Origin of the sequence: Paenibacillus sp. PK4536, assembly GCF_028594455.2 — a bacterium.
GTDB lineage: Bacteria > Bacillota > Bacilli > Paenibacillales > Paenibacillaceae > Saccharibacillus > Saccharibacillus nuruki.
Genome location: NZ_CP126313.1, coordinates 2,417,432 through 2,434,747, shown reverse-complemented (window position 1 = coordinate 2,434,747; position 17,316 = coordinate 2,417,432). Strand labels below are relative to the sequence as shown.

Genomic DNA, 17,316 nt, shown 5'->3' with positions numbered 1-17,316 from the left:
CTTGATTGAATTAATCTATATCAACGATGTAACGATTAAGAACTATAAGGAACTTCTGTACTTCGGCGTGTACGACTTTTTTTGGGCATCAATTCATCTAACTTAATCATGCCTGTATCGGCAAGCGCTAATGCCATTTTGTAAAAAGCCTTGGTTCTTACTTTAACATACGTATCTTTGCTGATCGGTGGATCAAACAGATAGCTGTACACTTTATAATCGAATACATCATCGTGTTTGAGGTATCTTTCTTTTAATAGTAATTGTTCACGTTCGCCTAAGCGCTCTACAATGGCTTCAATTCGTTCGCAATAGGCACGTCGTGCCGCAGGAGTATCTACATTATAGATAGCTGCATTCGCAGTTGAATCGCTAGTTACATTGGTTGGTCCATGCATCCGTTCTTGATAAGAAGCGGTCATCGACGTTTCACGCATTTCAAAAGTGATAGTTTTATAAATCCGATATTTTTCAAATACAGCTTCTACAGCAGTACGTGTTTGACGGCGATCTAATTCAGGCAAAGCAGTAAGTAAATTCATGAGGTAACACTCCTTTAATAGGGTTAGTATAGATATAAAGTAGAAAGACAGTGAAAAGATACAACCAGTTGGCAATAAAAGTGGTTTTCTCTTCATTACCTTTTGGCAATAAATCAAGAAATAAAACATCTTTTTCCAATCAATAAATCATTATAAATTCCAATTTATTGATCTTGTTCGTATTTTGTTCGTATTTTATATTTTTACAATAACACACCGGAGAATATTGGTAAAACCGGAAATAAAGCGATTTTTGCGCAAAAAGGATACATTATCTCGCTTTTTCTTGCAAACCCATACCTTTTGGCAAAGAAGTAAAAGACAATGTTTACCTAATGGCAATAATAGGGTATATTATAAGTGTTCTTACTTTCATTGAATATTTCGCAAGTGTACCTATAGAAAGGGTGTATTGTCGGTGGATAATCTTTCATTTGGTCTATATTTGAAACAAATACGTGAGCAAAAACACTGGAGTATTAATCAGTTGGCAGAGATCGCCGGCATCAGCACTTCACAAATTTCGCGAATCGAAAATGGTAGACGTGGTGTGCCCAAACCGCAAACGATCGAAAAGCTAGCGAAAGCGCTGGCTGTTTCTTATTCCGAAATGATGGATCAGGCAGGTTATCTGCGCCCTGAAGAAGCAGAGCAAATCCCCGAATGGGCAAGCTCGCGCGATAAACGAGATTTTAAAAAGATGTTAGAGGAAGATGGTGAATTAATGTTTGATGGAGTGCCACTGGATGATGAAGATAAGCAACGGATCAAAGATGTATTAACCGGTTTGTTCTGGGAAGCTAAACATATGAATAAACGTAAACCTCTTTCTTCCGACGATTCTACATCCAAGTAAACACTTTATCTAATGTATAATAAGCAATTATATCAATAGAAAAAATGCGCTTTTACTGCCAAGCGCTTCATTGAAAGAAGTTTTGCTTTGCCAAAATCACTTTCTTATCAGACTAGAAGAAGTCGCGCTTATTCGATTAAGCGCTCGGAGGTGGCTTGTAACGATGGAAGAGAACGCAGCTCATCTGGTCCGCAAGTATAAAACGAATTGCCCTTTTGAAATTGCTGAAGCGCTCGGCATACATATTCGCTACATGGATCTTGGTAAATCCACCAAAGGTTTATACTACAAAAAATTGAGACGACGCTTTATTATTATTAATGAAGGGCTTTCGGATCAATGGCAGCGATTCGTATGTGCACACGAACTTGGACATGATCGGTTGCATAAAGGCATTAATCGCTTTTTTTTAGAAGAACATTCTTATTTTTGGCCGGGTAAGTTAGAAAGACAAGCTAACTATTTTGCGATTACATTATTGACTGCCGGGCAAGAGCAACGAATCGGAGAAACGACCGAAGCTTTTGCCAAACGAACAGGCATCCCACCAGAGATGTATTATTTTTTTGACTATTAATCGAACATACGTTCTTTTTAGCGTTTTTACGTTTACTTTGTGCCCAACAAAAAGAGTGGTTGCGATAACCACTCTTTTTTGTCGTATAGATTCATTATTAATTTATGATTGTAGAATACGAAATACATGAGCGATTGGTGCAGTCGTAACATCGGTGATCGATTCAGGCAATGTCACAATAATACCTTCTTCATTTTGTTCAAAGTCTAGCCCTTCAATTACTTCTTCGCCTAACAAATCGATGTTGTCGATCTGCTCCATATAAGGGATACTCATCGTAGATGGGATCACCATCGCTGCATTGGTATATAAATAAGTAGCATAGACTGTCTTCTGAGCAGCTTTACCTGTAAATGCCCAACCTTGTGTGTAGACTGGCGCAACACTACGTGTTCCATAGACTGCTTCTCCATATATATTGAGCCACGCGCCTAATCCTTTGATGCGCTCGATAGCCCCTTCTGGCAAACGTCCATCGGGTTGTGGCCCTACATTCAATGCTAGATTACCACCTTTGGCTACAATCTCCATCAACATATGCACCAATTCACGTACCGATTTATATTTATCTTCATATCGGAAAGAAAAAGAAGTTCCCATCGTAACACAGCTTTCCCAAGGAATCGACATCGCATGCTCAGGAACCGTCTGTTCCGGAGTCACGATATTTTCATAGGCGCCGCCTACGGTACGGTCTGCTGATAATAACCACGGTTGTTGTTCCCGCGCTTTTTCTACCACTTCACCTAGACGAATATCTTGATTGCCTTTGCCTGGTCTAACCCAACCCGCATCTAACCACAAGACATCGATTCGTCCGTACTTCGTCAATAACTCCAAAATCTGATCATGCGTAAATTCAACAAACTTTTCCCATAACCACGGATATTCAGCAGGATCATACGTAGGTCCACGCCATGAATCTTGTCCGAGCTCCATGCCATCTGCCCAGTAATACGGAGTATGCCAATCAGCTTTGGAGAAATAAGCAGAGATCGCTAACCCTTTTTCTCGAAAAGCATTAAACACATTACCTACAATATCGGCATATTTATGCTGGTGAAAAGGAGTATCTTTCCCTGTAATACGATAATCTGTTGTATGCGTATCCCACATACAAAATCCATCATGATGCTTAGTTGTAAAATTTAAATATTTGAATCCACCTTCTGCCGCAAGTTCTGCCCAGACTTCCGGTTGAAAGCGAATCGGATTAAATGTTTTGTTGAGATCAAAATACTCTCTTTTTAATTCTTCTTTATCCGATTGCCAATCGATGCCGTCTCTTGACCAATCACCATCATCATCACTAAGCGCCCAGGACTCGACTACGCCGAGCTGCGAATAAGGACCCCAATGCATCATCAGCCCTAGCTTCTGATCTTTGAACCATTCTAATCGTTCCAAAATGTACGGATCTTCTGGCTTAACCCAAGATTCCTCACTGCTGTAATTATGTACTCCACCCTGTACTTCCATCAGCTTTTCCATCATTTCACGTTCTTGTTCATTCATCGGTTGCTCACTCATTGTCTTTTCCCCCTGTCGCTTATTCATAGATTCCGTGCTTACTATATCAATTAGCGATACAGAGGGAACTTCCTGCATGATTCTTTTATGATTGTGTATACTTTTTTTCGTTCTAACCTGATAACTTTGGTAAAAAGACAATTCCAAGCAAAATAAGTGTCAGTACTATACAGATATTTTCAAATTTATCTCCTTTTTTAGTCCCTGTGCTCATTAGATTAAAACGCAATCTCCATTTCAAAGGAGGCAATAACTTCACTCCTCGATTTGTAAGCGAATCGGCCAATAAATGTAGAAAATAAGAGACTCCACCTGCAATCCAGATACTTTTCCCTAAATGAGCAGTTGTTCCATATAACAATGCTGACCATGCGGCTGTTCCATAAATCGTATGCGTTAATCCCCGGTGTGGTAAAAATGTACAGATAATCAGCAAACATCCCGCCATATAATTCCATGGAGCTATGTCTCGACCATAAATAATCATACCGACACCAATCATAAACATTACAAATTTGCGTAACGAACGCACTGGTAAAAAAGCGATAAAGACCACCGCTACAGCGATCCCTATATCCCACGGCATTCCAAATAACCCTTTCCACAAAATCCACACAACAGCTACAAGCATAACCGTCTGCAATACACGTAACAGAGGTTCAGATAATGTTTTGGATACAAGTAGTGAATTAGGCTCATCAATATCGGGTAATAAAGAACTAACAGCCGCTGCTACAACAGCTGCTGATGTCACAGGTATACCTGCAAGTGTCATCAAAGAAACAGTGACTCCAGTACTAATAATAAAATGCGATTTACCCATCATAATACAAAAATCTTCCTTTCTGCCGAGCCATCAAGTTATTCTTGTTGTTTTGTAAATGAATGATTTATTTTGTTCGGTGAATGTTAATTTTTTGCTATTCATCTTTTTATGTTTCTAATCCATAGTAAAATAGCTGTAAACAAACCAATAGTTCAAAATAGAAAAACCTTTTCTTACCATCTTTCAAAGGAGCGTTACTATGGGAACCTTATCAAAATGGCTCCGTATCACTGTATATGGTTCACTTATGAGTCTTATTCTTACCAGTTGTAATCCAGATCATCTTGCTTCTTCATCTGTAGCTACGTCATCTTTTACCATACAGTCAGGAGAACATCTTATGCATAAAACTAAAACTTCACAATCTGTACGTGTCACTCCTAGTGATACATCTGAATATCCGATTCATCCCGATCATCTGACAAATGAATTAATGAAAGGCAATTATGAGCAAATTTATTCGCAGACTTCACAAGCGTTCAAACAAGAAGTCTCATGGGATACTTTTTTAAAAGTGATCTCTTCTTTTAGCGATGGTGTACAAGGTTATCAATCGATATCCGAACTCAAGCAAGATCATACGATTCGCAAAGTATGGATCGATGAACAACAACGCCGTGGAATCGTTGCTGTCTTTGCAGATCAGCTTCCTGATTATCCAGATCATACGATTTTAGGATTACGTGTAAATGATCTGGAAAAGTACCCGGCAACCGATCATATTCAGACACAGACGATATTTAGCCCACCTGTTCAGCAAAATTGGCAAGTGGTCTGGGGTGGCTCGAATACACTGGTCAATTATCATTATGAATATCCTAATCAACGGTATGCTTATGATCTAATCGTGACTCAGAATGGATCTTCTTATCGAGGCAATCCGAAAAAGAACAAAAGTTATTTTGCTTTTGGTAGACCTGTAACTGCACCCGCTGATGGCAAAATCGTTAAAGTCGTGAACAATATTGCAGATAACGAGCCTGTAGGTTCAACAAATGAACAACAACCTGCTGGTAATTACGTTATCATTCAACATGCTGATCGTGAATATAGTATGCTTGCTCATTTCCGACAACACTCGATTGATGTTCAAGTCGGCGATACGGTGAAGCGTGGTCAAGTTCTCGGACAATGTGGTAATTCTGGCAATTCTAGCGAACCTCATATCCATTTTCAAGTGATGGATCAAGCGAATTGGGCAGCATCCACTTCGTTACCTGTACAGTTTGCGAATCACTTTTCACCGATTCAAGGCGAGACTATGCATCCCTCATTATAGCACATATGTTCGCTTTTGTATAAAAGAGAAAGACAAGCATAATCTCCATGTTCAAAAGGAGAATGCTTGTCTTTTTTATACTTATAAGCTAGCGATATAGGTAAAATAGAATCGATTTGATCGTATCTATTCAGTTACATTTTTTCTAAAGAAGTAGCCGTTGAGTCGGCTTGTTGTAATTCTTGCAGACGTTCTTGAACACGACGTTTGCGATATAACATTTTGCCTGCTTCTGCGACACTTTCAAGTGCTGTATGGTTGGTAAATGCACCAAAAGCAATTCCTGCAACAGGTATCAATTGAAATAATTTTTTGATCCCAAAATTATCACGGTAAGTGGTGATGACTTCATGCCATCCTTTCATTTGGGAAAAGACTTCTTTGGACGTATCTGCATGATCAAAGTCAGACAATTCGGATAGGATTGATTTTTTGCCAACGATATCAGAAGAAGAAAATTGCAGGCATTTCATAATAAACAAACGTTCTTTGGGATCTTTAGGATCGTAACCATAGCATAAAGCGATCTCTTGCAGAATTTTGAGTGACATTCCGATCATTGCTGGAATATCGGCTGAAATGGTAAAAATCCCACCAATGCCTGTCGTTGCGCCTTGAAGGGCTGCCCAGTTGGAGCGATTTTTGGATAAAGAATCTGCTGTTTTGTTCATCACTTGAAGAGGCAATTGAGAAGCTTGTGCTATCGTCAGCTCTTGATCCGCTTGCCCTTGTTCTTTGGCTAGACGCTGCATGACCGCTTTGGATGAAATAAGATAGGTTCCACCACTTTGAATAAAACGTCCTAATTCATTTAATACTACACCTAATTTGTTACGAATCATTTTCGGTGTCATTTTGTCCAGAATCATAAAAGGAATACGTCCCAATTTGTCCCAAAACATAATGCCGCCTTGATCTTTTTCCCACTTTTTGATCTGTTGTAACGCTTGTTCCAGTTCAGCCTGACTCTCCATAGTGTTCATCGTATTGAGCTCCTTCAATCCATAATTAATACTTTGTTTTACTTATTATAATAGATACGTAGCAGATACCAAATATAACTCAATATTTATTTATAAAAAAACCGTATAGCTATTTTTCCTATAGATCGAAAAAACAGTTATCCGGCTTATATCTCTCTATATCCGTTCGATAGCCACTATTTTAGATATAAAAAAAGCCGCGGGTCGTGGATCTCCGCGTCTATCGGTGATACTTTGTATACAAGTTGTATTTAGATAGAAGATATAGCGTTATGTTGAGTTGCTTTATCTGCTTTGTCGTCTTCTTCGCGTAAAGGAGCGTAAGTGATACGATCTAGTACCAGACCATCGCCTACAGGCTCGCCATTTACTGTAATTTGAATCTTTCTGTAATTGTTATCAAAATTTGAATTGTACATATTATATTTCACTCCTAGTATAGTTAATCTTCTTGGTGTATGTGGTGTAACCAGAATATTTCTTTTGTTCAGCCTGTCTTAGTATTACCCATATATTTTCCAACCTAAACATTTGATCTGTACTTCTCTACTATTTTTCTTTGGAATACATGATAAAGTACAGATCAAAATGTATTTTTGTATCTAAACCATGTAATATTAGGGTATATCTATTATGATGAATAGGTACACAATAGCTATTTATATGGAAGGGGGATTACGATGTCAAAAAGGACTCAACCGTTACGCACATTTTTGGTCTTATTGTTAGTATTGTCTGGAGTATTCAGCAGTCAGACAATGGCCCATGCAGGTTGGTGGGAAGACTACAAAAATGGGATTGAGACTTTTACGAATTTGCCCCAGGAAGTCAATCAGTTAAAAGAAGGCTATGATCAAGCACTCAACAAGCTCGATCAAGCTCAGACTCAACTTAACCAAGCGCAATCCAATATAGAATCGTATCGCGAAGAAAATGCTCGTTTGGCTGAACAAAATGCTCTACTTGCTCAAACAGTAGAACAACTCAAACAATCTGAAGCTAATCGTGCACAAAGCGCTCGCTTTTGGAAAGCATTAGTCTTTACTGCTATAGGGATAGTCGTCCTTTTCTTTGTATCTACCCGTCTGATCCGCTTTGGCTTACGTCGTCGTTAACAACGATAGAATAGATCATCCTATCTGCCCGTACAAATTTGAGTATACATTTCAGGAGGAACCCTTTTGCAATTGGAATGGCAACAATCAACCAAAATGCCCGCGTCCGGTCAAGCGGTCACGATCGTACTCAGTGAAGCTGAAAAACTGCATATGCTGCATCCCGGACAAGTGATTGCTTATACCGGCCCTTCTGGAGGACGTAGCGATCGCTTTATGGATGTCAAAGGAATGTACCGCAAACGGAATCTGATTCGAGCTGACTTTACAGGGGCATGCCGATTTATCGCTTCTCTTCCTCCCGGCTTTAACCTGATGCCTATTCCTATTCGTGGTGGCAGTGATCTGCTTTATGATTTCCGCCATCTTTTTTATTATACAGATGGTATCAAAATGCAGACCCGGTTATTACAATTCAAAAATATGTTAATTACTCGTGATGCCATCAAAGTAAAATTTAGCGGTGAAGGTGAGATTGGTATTTTGACTAAAGGGGCTGTGGTGGAAATGAAACTTCATCCTACAGAACCACTGTATGTTGATGCTCGTAGTCTACTTGCGTATCCAGAAAATGCTCAATTGAAGTTAAGTGTCTATGGTAACCACCTTGCCAGTCAACATATGCATTATCAATGGCAGATGATCGGTAGTGGCTCCGTACTGATCCAAAGCGGACACGATAGCGGTGAATTGGAAAAGCATTTGCAAGGAGATGGATTATTCAAACGTGTATTGCGCGAAGTGATTCCTTTTGGAGGCATTTTTATCAAATAGTCCACTATACAAAAATGGATCGATTAGCATACCTTATCCAATCAGGTAGCCCGTCGATCCATTTTGTCATTACCGAGTTCCATTATCCCATAATTCGAACTCCGGTTTGACCCATTTATTGAGCTGTTTGAACTGCTTCTGATCAATATACGCTATTAATAGATGATGGTCTTGTGGACTAGCCACAAATTGTTTTTCAGGATTACGTTTACGATCAAGCGCAATTATATAATCGAAAAAACTTTTATCAATCCATTCATTCTTATATTCCAAATTCCATTCGATACGTTCTCCATGATAGATAAAAGAAAACAATACTTTACGCTTCTCATGATCCACACAACTACGAATATGCTTCATTTCAAGCGCTCCGTCTGTCATTTGAACCATACGTTCAGCCAGTTGAGTATAAATATCTGTATTGTCTACAGCTTTGAGATCCACATACCAAATATTGTTTGTATGATTAACCCACTCTTCCTCGATCAATGTCTGACCTCCAAGTGCAATTAATAGATGCACATAAGGCTTTTCTTCAAACCATGCTTTATCTTGACCATTCATTAAATGTTCGAGACTGATTCCCTCATTTACTGTAATTCCTGCTTCTTTGAGGCGTGTCCATTGATCTGCTAAAGGTACTGTTTTATTGCGAAAAAAACCGATCATCATACATCTCCCTTCGATCTGTTCTGTCTATAATCAGCTACGATGTGTGCAATCAATGCGGCATGAAATCATGCGGCCTAGAATTCCTACTTTCTGTTGTTAGATATATGAAGAGTACAGTATTCTTCATTTGCATATTATCCTATAATAACCCTTTCCGCCAAGTCTTATAACTCCTTTTCATGTAAAAATAACAAAAAATAGCTAATATCCTGTCTAACCATGACGGATACCAGCTACTTTTCAGTACTGTTTATATCATTTACTCAGAAGTTGAATGTTCTTCATTCGCTTCATAGAAATCCCAAACTGCATCAATAATACGATCGAACGTATCATCATCTTCACTAATAAGTGTTTCCAGCGCCAGAATTTCTTCTTCTTTGCCCGGTTCATTTAGAAAGTGCAAGCTATAATCCCACTCTTTGCCACGCTTGGTGAACAGAGTTACTTCATACGGTTCAGCATGCCCCTCGACCACTAATTCTACTTTGCCAATATAGCCTTTGTCTGGCTCAGGCACTTGCTCCAATTGAGCATTACGTATCGTGATATTCATTGTGTATTCTCCTTTATTGATGAAAATCAGTTGTTTGTTTTATTGTAACATGGTTTGATCAATATATTTAGACCAACCTATATCGAAAACTTCTTTAACAAAAGATAACCCATCCTCGTGAGCATACACAACATTTTCCAATAGGCTGTTCTTGGATTGAACTCATCTATAATCCTTTTCCTTCCACTCCAACAATCTTATTCCAGTTGGGTACTTTTATAATTGTTTTTCGAGCAATTAAAGTTCCATTCTACTAAGCTTATTATTCGAAAATTTTTCCATTCAAAATCCATAGCTTTTTTCTGCATTTTCATAAAGTATTTTTGTACATTCTCTCATTTGTGTTTTAGCAAAATCTAGCAAGTTTCTTTCTTCTAATATTAAAGAATCTAAAATAGACAAAAGTAAAACTTCTTGAACTTGTTCGTTACTTGTAGCCATTTCTTCTAGAAAATTAAAGATCAAACTTAAATTCAATTTATTCTTCAATGATTCTATTATAAAAGGTGTAACAACTAATCCAAAAATAACATGCGGCAAATCTTCTTCTAACCATTCCATTTCTTCACAATATTTAGATCTGACTTGTGGTATTTCTGATAATAATTTTGGGATTATTTCTGTATATAACAAATCATTCACTCCTCAATTCCCATTTAAGGCTTTTACAAATATCCATAAAGTACTTTGGCAATTTCTTTGTCTTTATTATTTAAAAGATTATCCTCTATTAATTTTTGTAAAGTTCTACTGCAATTTTTTCCTTTTAATGAGGGCATCTTTTTAGTTATGTTCGATAATAATCCAATTGTTGTTCTAATGTTCCTGTATGGAACTCTAGTAAATGTCCATCAGGATCACGGAAGTAGATAGAATTTCTTTCTCCATTTGGATTATGCTGATGACTCTCCTCTATGGTTGCACCTGCTTTTAACAATCTTGCTTGTAGAGTTTCCATATCTTCTTCTTTTACTGAAAAAGCAATATGAGTATAAGACGGTTGAATATCTTGTCTTGTAATATTCTCTTGCAGATTTAATGTCCACCAAATTCCTGCACTTTCAAAATAGGCTGTTTGGGGTCTCACTAATAAAGGCTGTACGCCAAAAATATTAATGTAGAAAGTTACTGCACGCTCCATATCTGCTACAGAAAAAGTGATATGTCCTATACTACGAATAACAGGCTTATCCTCTTTATCTAAATCCACATTAATATTTTTTAACTGTTCTCTCAAATTCCAATTTTCTGGTCTGCGTGTAAGAAAGTTAGCCCATGTGCCTTTATACCTTAACCAACTTTTACGATATTCTTCGACAGTTACAGGCTCACTAGCTCCATCATCATCGAACCCTGCTTGAAAAAAGCAACAAGGACATATCTCATAACTTGGAGCATCACCTTCCCATTGTGGTTCATCCAATTGATCATATCCACATACAGCACATATGTATTTCATTGCCATTCACCTAATCCTATACAAATTTTAAAATCAAACCTATGGCATTCATAGTGTTCATTCTTTATTTTAAAATCCTTCTGTTTATTTGAGCAATTCAACTATAACTCTCATCCACTATTAAATAAGATTAATTAAAAAGTGCTATCTCTTTTTTCTGTTTTATTAGTTATGTTCGATAATAATCCAATCGTTGTTCTAACGTCCCTGTATGAAACTCTAGTAAATGTCCATCCGGATCGCGGAAATAGATGGATTGTCCTTCTCTTTTTGGATTACGCTGTCGTCCTTCTTCTATCGTTGCACCTGCTCTTTGAAGTCTAGCTCGTAAAGTGTCTAAATCTTTTTCTTTTGCTGAAAAAGCAATATGAGTATATGACTGATAAATCTCTTGTCTTGGTATGTCTTCTTGTAGATTCAATGCTAACCAAATACCGGCTATTTCAAAATAAACAGTCTTTGGTTTAACCAGTAACGGCTGAACAGCAAATACATTAATATAAAAAGTCATCGCACGCTCCATATTAGCTACAGAAAATGTAATATGTCCTATACCGTGAATAATAAGCTTAACCTCCTTCAATATCTTTATAAATTATTTAGTTCTAATCATGCATCATTGTCTACAAATATGCTATACTAACGAAGCAGTTTTTCAAGTTTTATCCTGAACAGAAGATAATCCGTAGTTGTACTTGATCAGACTCCTTTCTTCTTTATATAAGTAGAAATCGTAGTTCTGTACAGAGCAACACGGGAGAGGTTCGCGAACTCCCTCTATAAAAAACTATCAATCCTGATCAATGCGTGTATTTCAAAAGAAGACTCTGTCTTTTTTAGCATTGATATGAGGTTTGTTTTTTGTTGGACAGGTTCATGGAACTCTCTTCTTCCCGAAGGACAACAAGATATAGTGTGTTGAACGTTTTGCTGATTAGAATGATGCAGATCATTTTCTTTTCTAAGCAAGTGGTCTTCGTGCTAGTGTCTTGATATCCCTTTAAGGAAATGGAGAGATTTTTTTATGCTTAAAAATGAAAAAGTGGTCGTCGTTTTCAGTGGTGGCCAAGATAGTACAACCTGTTTGTTCTGGGCAAAAGAGCAATTTGCTGAAGTAGAAGTGGTGACTTTTAACTACGGTCAACGCCATAGTGCAGAGATCGAAGTAGCCACTCAAATTGCACAAGAATTAGGTGTAGAGCAGACGATTCTCGATATGAGTCTACTCAATCAACTAGCTCCTAATGCATTGACTCGTTCGGATATTGATATTACCCACGAAGAAGGCGAATTACCAAGCACATTTGTCGATGGACGTAATTTGTTGTTTTTGAGTTTTGCTTCGATTATGGCCAAACAAAAAGGAGCACGTCATATCATTACTGGTGTCTGTGAGACCGATTTTAGCGGATATCCAGATTGTCGCGATATTTTTGTTAAGTCACTCAATGTAACGTTAAATCTGTCGATGGATCACCAATTTGTTATTCATACTCCTTTGATGTGGCTTGATAAAGCTCAAACATGGGAAATGGCAGATCAATTAGGTGCTTTTGATTATGTACGTGAAAAAACGTTAACTTGTTATAACGGTATTGTAGGCTCCGGTTGCGGAGAATGCCCTGCTTGTAAATTACGTCAAGCTGGACTGGATCGTTATCTTGCAGAACGCGAACAACTCAATGACTCTACTGAAGGTGCACGTCGATGAATCAACCGGGACCTTTCCGTATCGTCGAGAAGTTGCAACAGTATGGTACAGATATTCAACATGAACAGCTCCGCTACCATCGTAGACGGGTGCTTGTCAATAAAGAGTTTACCTTTGATGCGGCGCATCATTTACATGCTTATGAAGGCAAATGTATGAATTTACATGGTCATACGTATCGAGTGATTTTTGGTATTAGCGGTATCCCTAGTGATAACGGGATCGTAGTCGATTTTGGGGATATCAAAAACATCTGGAAAGCTCATATCGAACCTTTCCTCGATCACCGCTATCTCAATGAGACTTTGCCTCCAATGAATACAACGGCTGAAAATATGGTCGTGTGGTTATATGAACAAATGGAATTAGCACTGCAAAGCGAACCTTATGCAGCACAAGTCGAAGGCGGACGTGTAGAATTTGTACAATTGTATGAGACACCAACCAGTTATGCAGAAGCAAGACGGGAGTGGATGCAAGCATGAGTACAACATTTAAAGTGAACGCCGAACAAATCGCTAAAGCCAATCAATTAGCAGGTTCAGATATAGATAATCATGATCATTCCGAACACCCTCATACACCGAAAATCGCTCCGATTCCGGTACTTGAGATTTTTGGACCTACCGTTCAAGGTGAAGGAATGGTGATCGGGCAAAAAACGATGTTTGTGCGTACGGCTGGTTGTGATTATCGTTGTAGCTGGTGCGATTCTGCTTTTACATGGGATGGTAGTGCCAAAGATCAGATTATGCGTCTAAGTGCTGAAGAAGTGTATGCTCAATTGTTCGACATTGGTGGAGACCGTTTTAACCATGTCACGATTTCAGGCGGTAACCCTGCTCTGCTTCCTCAATTGGGACAACTTGTACAATTGCTAAGTGAAAAAGAGATTCGTACCGCAGTGGAAACACAAGGTTCCAAATGGCAAGATTGGTTGACTGACATTAATGAAGTTACGATTTCACCGAAGCCACCAAGTTCTGGAATGACCACTAATTTTGAGGTGTTAGACGATATTATTCGCCGTCTGGAGCACAATCAGATCAGTCGATATACAGCACAAGCACAAGAAGCACCTCTTTCTTATGCGGGAACATCACAGTTTGCTCATTCGTTTAGCCTCAAAGTCGTGATCTTTGATGAACAGGATCTGGCTTATGCAGAGAAAGTACATCTGCGTTATCCAAATGTACTGCTTTATTTACAGACAGGTAATCCTGATGTGACCAGTGCCGATGATCAGATTGCAGCTTCTTTATTGAAGCGTTATGAGTGGCTGATTGATCAAGCGATGGACATGCCTGCTTTTAACGATGCTCGTATTTTACCGCAATTGCACACTCTGGTATGGGGCAATAAGCGCGGCGTTTAGCAGAACATGATATACGCTATTTTTTTACGTAAAATGCTAGAAGAAGTACGATGAAAGTAACTATATATTTAGAGGAGATTAATTTCTATGTCCGGAAGACAACCCGATGAAATGCAAGATTTAACACTGCTTGGCAATCAAGGAACCAAATACAATTTTGAATACGATCCAAGTATTCTTGAAAATTTTGATAATAAACATCCATATCGTGATTACTTCGTTAAGTTTAACTGCCCTGAATTTACAAGCCTTTGCCCGATTACAGGACAACCTGACTTTGCAACGATCTATATTAGTTATATCCCTGATCAGAAAATGGTAGAAAGCAAGTCACTCAAGCTATACCTATTTAGCTTCCGCAATCATGGTGATTTCCATGAGGACTGTATGAATATCATTTTGAACGATCTTGTTAAATTAATGGACCCTCGTTATATCGAAGTCTGGGGTAAATTCACGCCACGCGGTGGGATCTCTATCGATCCATATACCAACTATGGTAAGCCGGGAACGAAATATGAGCAAATGGCTGAACACCGTATGATGAATCATGATATGTATCCTGAGACCATCGATAATCGTTAATTGTTATTTTGCATCGTTTATCTATAGATAGATTAAGAAAGCTAACGTGTCACTACGTTAGCTTTTTTTGTTATATACGCTATATATTTCATACAGTACGGTATGACATCATAAGTTCGACCAATCTAATCCCATCCTAATTGGCACAAATCAAGTATATTTCGATTGCTATTTTTGTCGATTTATGTTGTTCACAAAATATACTAAAAATATTTTCTTTCTAAATTATGATTAAATTCTTTGCTTTCTGCTCTTCTGTTCCTTTCTATAATTAGATAAAAGCCTATCCTTATAGTCGGAATACGGTTATGAACAATCTGGTTTATCTTTAGATATTATATTGTTTTATATATAACAATTTGAATATAAAATTCATCTATATTATTTTTTAAATGATCCTCTACTTGTAGTTATAGCTACATTTCTGGTTATATTCATATTTCTAAGATAGCTATCAATCACTTCTTATTCAATGATTTATTTCTATTTATTTGAAGATCAACAATCTGGTATTTATACATTTTTCTTATTTCAAACCATTGTTACGAAAGCGTTTTTGTAAATATCGTTATAATTATATCCTATGATTTTCTGTTCTTTTTCCATCCAAAAATGGTATCGCTTCCATATCAATACTTCAAATTTTAACAGTTGATTTTACTTTATTTGGGAATAAAATAGGTTATGTACTCTTTTCCATACTTACAAGAAAGTACAGAAAAGAAAATGATTATTTTCATACACAGAAAAGGAGATGGACAGATTGAGTACAGAAACCAAACTTAAAACAACGAATCCAACCGACGTAGCGAAAACAAAGGTAACCACAGGTGCTGATGTAGTTGTCGATAGCCTTATCGCTCAAGGGGTTAAATATATATTTGGGATTCCAGGAGCCAAAATTGATGCCGTTTTTGATGTTCTACAAGATCGAGGTCCTGAATTAATCGTATGTCGTCATGAACAAAATGCTGCTTTTATGGCAGCCGCTATTGGTCGTTTAACAGGGAAACCTGGTGTATGTCTAGTGACTTCAGGTCCAGGCGCATCTAATCTAGTCACAGGGCTTGCGACAGCAAATGCCGAAAGTGATCCCGTAGTTGCTCTTGCAGGTGCAGTCTCCAGAACAGATCGCCTCAAACGTACTCACCAATCGATGGATAATGCAGGCTTGTTCGAACCGGTAACCAAATACAGTGTAGAAGTCGAACATCCTAACAATGTAGGTGAAGCGATCACGAATGCTTTCCGTGAAGCTTCTGCTTCTCAACCGGGCGCGGCTTTTGTTAGTCTACCGATGGATGTATTGGTGAGCGAAGCCAAAAAATTCAATTTCCATACGATGCATACTCCTCAATTGGGTACAGCACCGACTCATTTGATTGATGAAGTAGCTTCAGCGATTCGCCAAGCGAAATTACCCGTTATTTTACTAGGGATGAAAGCAAGTAGCCCTGAAGTGACGCAAGCGATTCGTGATTTGATTCGTGATACTGATATTCCTGTAGTAGAAACGTTCCAAGCGGCAGGCGCGATTTCGCGTGATCTAGAAAAACACTTTTTAGGCCGAGTAGGATTGTTCTGTAATCAGCCGGGCGATCTACTACTCAAGCAATCTGATCTGGTGCTTACCGTCGGTTATGATCCAATCGAATATGATCCTCATTTATGGAATCAAGAAGGCCAACGATTGGTGTTCCACCTAGATAATCGCAAAGCCGATATTGATCATTATTATCAACCACAAAGCGAATTGATCGGTAATATTGCATTGAATATACAAGCTTTAGCTACACACTTGGAGGGGTTGCGACTTCCTGCCGAGTCTCTTGACGTGCTTGCACGCTTACATCACAAATTAGAACAAGATGGTCAAGGATTCCACTCTTCTCATCCTGATCTCGTTCATCCGATAGAATTTATGAAAACATTACGTGGGATGATCGGCGACGAAGTGACTGTAGCTTGCGACGTTGGCTCCCATTACATTTGGATGGCACGTTACTTCCGTTCTTACGAACCTCGTCGCCTATTGTTCAGTAACGGTATGCAGACGTTAGGCGTGGCACTGCCGTGGGCGATTGGTGCTTCATTGGTTCGTCCGAATGAGAAAGTGATTTCGATTTCGGGTGATGGTGGATTCTTATTTTCTTCGATGGAACTAGAAACAGCTGTCCGTTTGAATACTCCACTTGTGCATATTGTATGGCGTGATGGAGCTTACGATATGGTTGCTTTTCAACAAGTCATGAAATACGGTCGTACTTCCGGAGTCGATTTCGGTAAAGTCGATATTGTAAAATATGCTGAAAGCTTCGGTGCTCTAGGGCTACGAGTTAACAAACCTGAAGAATTAGAACGTGTACTTCGCCAAGCGATGGCACATCAAGGACCTGTTGTAGTTGATGTACCGATCGATTATCAAGACAATATCAAATTAGGCGAGAAATTATTACCGGATGCGATCAACTAATTA

20 protein-coding genes and 1 riboswitch are annotated in these 17,316 nt (G+C 38.4%); of the genes, 10 read left to right on the top strand and 10 right to left on the bottom strand.

The window, feature by feature from the left end; genetic code table 11:
• Positions 1 to 35 precede the first annotated feature (35 nt).
• Entirely contained in the window at positions 36 to 542 is a 507-nt protein-coding gene (locus PO903_RS10875) for an ArpU family phage packaging/lysis transcriptional regulator (RefSeq protein ID WP_069326178.1), read from the bottom strand.
• Between the two features lie 418 nt (positions 543 to 960).
• Here PO903_RS10875 and PO903_RS10870 point away from each other — a divergent pair, with 418 nt between their 5' ends.
• Both PO903_RS10870 and PO903_RS10865 read left to right on the top strand, forming a co-directional pair.
• Entirely contained in the window at positions 961 to 1,398 is a 438-nt protein-coding gene (locus PO903_RS10870; protein WP_069326179.1) for a helix-turn-helix domain-containing protein, read from the top strand.
• A gap of 163 nt (positions 1,399 to 1,561) precedes the next feature.
• Complete coding sequence (locus PO903_RS10865; protein WP_069326180.1) at positions 1,562 to 1,975, top strand: ImmA/IrrE family metallo-endopeptidase; 414 nt, start codon at positions 1,562 to 1,564, stop codon at positions 1,973 to 1,975.
• Between the two features lie 102 nt (positions 1,976 to 2,077).
• Here the strand turns inward: PO903_RS10865 and PO903_RS10860 are convergent, their stop codons facing one another.
• Both PO903_RS10860 and PO903_RS10855 read right to left on the bottom strand, forming a co-directional pair.
• Positions 2,078 to 3,505 carry an alpha-L-fucosidase gene (locus PO903_RS10860; protein ID WP_273593416.1) on the bottom strand — a complete coding sequence of 476 codons (1,428 nt, stop codon included), beginning with the start codon at positions 3,503 to 3,505 and terminating at the stop codon, positions 2,078 to 2,080.
• 112 nt (positions 3,506 to 3,617) lie between these two features.
• Entirely contained in the window at positions 3,618 to 4,331 is a 714-nt protein-coding gene (locus tag PO903_RS10855; RefSeq protein WP_069326182.1) for a metal-dependent hydrolase, read from the bottom strand.
• A gap of 340 nt (positions 4,332 to 4,671) precedes the next feature.
• Between PO903_RS10855 and PO903_RS10850 the strand changes: the two genes are divergently transcribed.
• Positions 4,672 to 5,610, top strand: a complete 939-nt coding sequence (locus PO903_RS10850; RefSeq protein ID WP_273593415.1) for a M23 family metallopeptidase — start codon at positions 4,672 to 4,674, stop codon at positions 5,608 to 5,610.
• 134 nt (positions 5,611 to 5,744) lie between these two features.
• Here the strand turns inward: PO903_RS10850 and PO903_RS10845 are convergent, their stop codons facing one another.
• Together PO903_RS10845 and PO903_RS10840 are read right to left on the bottom strand one after the other, a co-directional pair.
• Positions 5,745 to 6,593 carry an EcsC family protein gene (locus PO903_RS10845; protein ID WP_069326183.1) on the bottom strand — a complete coding sequence of 283 codons (849 nt, stop codon included), beginning with the start codon at positions 6,591 to 6,593 and terminating at the stop codon, positions 5,745 to 5,747.
• A gap of 251 nt (positions 6,594 to 6,844) precedes the next feature.
• The gene (locus tag PO903_RS10840) at positions 6,845 to 7,012 is read right to left on the bottom strand and encodes a hypothetical protein (RefSeq protein ID WP_175425112.1); all 168 of its coding nucleotides are present in this window, start codon (positions 7,010 to 7,012) and stop codon (positions 6,845 to 6,847) included.
• A gap of 261 nt (positions 7,013 to 7,273) precedes the next feature.
• Between PO903_RS10840 and PO903_RS10835 the strand changes: the two genes are divergently transcribed.
• A complete protein-coding gene (locus tag PO903_RS10835; RefSeq protein WP_069326184.1) occupies positions 7,274 to 7,708 on the top strand; it encodes a hypothetical protein in 435 nt (144 codons plus the stop codon).
• 96 nt (positions 7,709 to 7,804) lie between these two features.
• A complete protein-coding gene (locus tag PO903_RS10830; protein WP_273594646.1) occupies positions 7,805 to 8,482 on the top strand; it encodes an AIM24 family protein in 678 nt (225 codons plus the stop codon).
• A 69-nt stretch (positions 8,483 to 8,551) separates the two neighbouring features.
• Here the strand turns inward: PO903_RS10830 and PO903_RS10825 are convergent, their stop codons facing one another.
• The 5 genes from PO903_RS10825 to fosB form a co-directional block, all read right to left on the bottom strand.
• Positions 8,552 to 9,151 (bottom strand): hypothetical protein, encoded by a 600-nt coding sequence (locus PO903_RS10825; protein ID WP_273593414.1) that lies wholly within the window; start codon positions 9,149 to 9,151, stop codon positions 8,552 to 8,554.
• 262 nt (positions 9,152 to 9,413) lie between these two features.
• On the bottom strand, positions 9,414 to 9,710 hold the full coding sequence (locus tag PO903_RS10820; protein ID WP_137220971.1) for a hypothetical protein: 297 nt from the start codon (positions 9,708 to 9,710) through the stop codon (positions 9,414 to 9,416).
• Between the two features lie 282 nt (positions 9,711 to 9,992).
• Positions 9,993 to 10,343 carry a DUF7674 family protein gene (locus PO903_RS10815; protein WP_273593413.1) on the bottom strand — a complete coding sequence of 117 codons (351 nt, stop codon included), beginning with the start codon at positions 10,341 to 10,343 and terminating at the stop codon, positions 9,993 to 9,995.
• 154 nt (positions 10,344 to 10,497) lie between these two features.
• Entirely contained in the window at positions 10,498 to 11,169 is a 672-nt protein-coding gene (locus tag PO903_RS10810; RefSeq protein ID WP_273593412.1) for a VOC family protein, read from the bottom strand.
• A 169-nt stretch (positions 11,170 to 11,338) separates the two neighbouring features.
• Positions 11,339 to 11,734 carry a metallothiol transferase FosB gene (fosB, locus tag PO903_RS10805; RefSeq protein WP_502921688.1) on the bottom strand — a complete coding sequence of 132 codons (396 nt, stop codon included), beginning with the start codon at positions 11,732 to 11,734 and terminating at the stop codon, positions 11,339 to 11,341.
• A 188-nt stretch (positions 11,735 to 11,922) separates the two neighbouring features.
• Positions 11,923 to 11,966, top strand: a riboswitch (PreQ1 riboswitch).
• A 227-nt stretch (positions 11,967 to 12,193) separates the two neighbouring features.
• Here fosB and queC point away from each other — a divergent pair.
• The 5 genes from queC to alsS all read left to right on the top strand — a co-directional run bounded on the left by queC (position 12,194) and on the right by alsS (position 17,313).
• Positions 12,194 to 12,880, top strand: coding sequence for a 7-cyano-7-deazaguanine synthase QueC (gene queC, locus PO903_RS10800; protein WP_273593411.1), 687 nt, complete (start codon positions 12,194 to 12,196; stop codon positions 12,878 to 12,880).
• Positions 12,877 to 13,365, top strand: a complete 489-nt coding sequence (gene queD / locus PO903_RS10795; RefSeq protein WP_273593410.1) for a 6-carboxytetrahydropterin synthase QueD — start codon at positions 12,877 to 12,879, stop codon at positions 13,363 to 13,365. Before queC ends, queD begins: the two co-directional genes overlap by 4 nt.
• Before the next feature lie 158 nt (positions 13,366 to 13,523).
• On the top strand, positions 13,524 to 14,255 hold the full coding sequence (queE, locus tag PO903_RS10790; protein ID WP_502921687.1) for a 7-carboxy-7-deazaguanine synthase QueE: 732 nt from the start codon (positions 13,524 to 13,526) through the stop codon (positions 14,253 to 14,255).
• An 87-nt stretch (positions 14,256 to 14,342) separates the two neighbouring features.
• On the top strand, positions 14,343 to 14,840 hold the full coding sequence (gene queF, locus PO903_RS10785; protein WP_069329139.1) for a preQ(1) synthase: 498 nt from the start codon (positions 14,343 to 14,345) through the stop codon (positions 14,838 to 14,840).
• A 754-nt stretch (positions 14,841 to 15,594) separates the two neighbouring features.
• Positions 15,595 to 17,313, top strand: coding sequence for an acetolactate synthase AlsS (gene alsS, locus PO903_RS10780; protein WP_273593408.1), 1,719 nt, complete (start codon positions 15,595 to 15,597; stop codon positions 17,311 to 17,313).
• Positions 17,314 to 17,316: the final 3 nt, after the last annotated feature.

What these genes read in the sequence shown, in the direction of transcription:
- PO903_RS10810 (WP_273593412.1), bottom strand. Translation starts at nt 11,169, where the DNA reads ATGAAATACATATGTGCTGTATGTGGATATGATCAATTGGATGAACCA.
- PO903_RS10865 (WP_069326180.1), top strand. Translation starts at nt 1,562, where the DNA reads ATGGAAGAGAACGCAGCTCATCTGGTCCGCAAGTATAAAACGAATTGC.
- alsS (WP_273593408.1), top strand. Translation starts at nt 15,595, where the DNA reads ATGGACAGATTGAGTACAGAAACCAAACTTAAAACAACGAATCCAACC.
- PO903_RS10830 (WP_273594646.1), top strand. Translation starts at nt 7,805, where the DNA reads ATGCCCGCGTCCGGTCAAGCGGTCACGATCGTACTCAGTGAAGCTGAA.
- queC (WP_273593411.1), top strand. Translation starts at nt 12,194, where the DNA reads ATGCTTAAAAATGAAAAAGTGGTCGTCGTTTTCAGTGGTGGCCAAGAT.
- queD (WP_273593410.1), top strand. Translation starts at nt 12,877, where the DNA reads ATGAATCAACCGGGACCTTTCCGTATCGTCGAGAAGTTGCAACAGTAT.
- PO903_RS10835 (WP_069326184.1), top strand. Translation starts at nt 7,274, where the DNA reads ATGTCAAAAAGGACTCAACCGTTACGCACATTTTTGGTCTTATTGTTA.
- PO903_RS10850 (WP_273593415.1), top strand. Translation starts at nt 4,672, where the DNA reads ATGCATAAAACTAAAACTTCACAATCTGTACGTGTCACTCCTAGTGAT.
- PO903_RS10825 (WP_273593414.1), bottom strand. Translation starts at nt 9,151, where the DNA reads ATGATCGGTTTTTTTCGCAATAAAACAGTACCTTTAGCAGATCAATGG.
- PO903_RS10845 (WP_069326183.1), bottom strand. Translation starts at nt 6,593, where the DNA reads ATGAACACTATGGAGAGTCAGGCTGAACTGGAACAAGCGTTACAACAG.
- PO903_RS10875 (WP_069326178.1), bottom strand. Translation starts at nt 542, where the DNA reads ATGAATTTACTTACTGCTTTGCCTGAATTAGATCGCCGTCAAACACGT.
- queE (WP_502921687.1), top strand. Translation starts at nt 13,524, where the DNA reads ATGGTGATCGGGCAAAAAACGATGTTTGTGCGTACGGCTGGTTGTGAT.
- PO903_RS10820 (WP_137220971.1), bottom strand. Translation starts at nt 9,710, where the DNA reads ATGAATATCACGATACGTAATGCTCAATTGGAGCAAGTGCCTGAGCCA.
- PO903_RS10855 (WP_069326182.1), bottom strand. Translation starts at nt 4,331, where the DNA reads ATGATGGGTAAATCGCATTTTATTATTAGTACTGGAGTCACTGTTTCT.
- queF (WP_069329139.1), top strand. Translation starts at nt 14,343, where the DNA reads ATGTCCGGAAGACAACCCGATGAAATGCAAGATTTAACACTGCTTGGC.
- PO903_RS10860 (WP_273593416.1), bottom strand. Translation starts at nt 3,505, where the DNA reads ATGAGTGAGCAACCGATGAATGAACAAGAACGTGAAATGATGGAAAAG.
- PO903_RS10840 (WP_175425112.1), bottom strand. Translation starts at nt 7,012, where the DNA reads ATGTACAATTCAAATTTTGATAACAATTACAGAAAGATTCAAATTACA.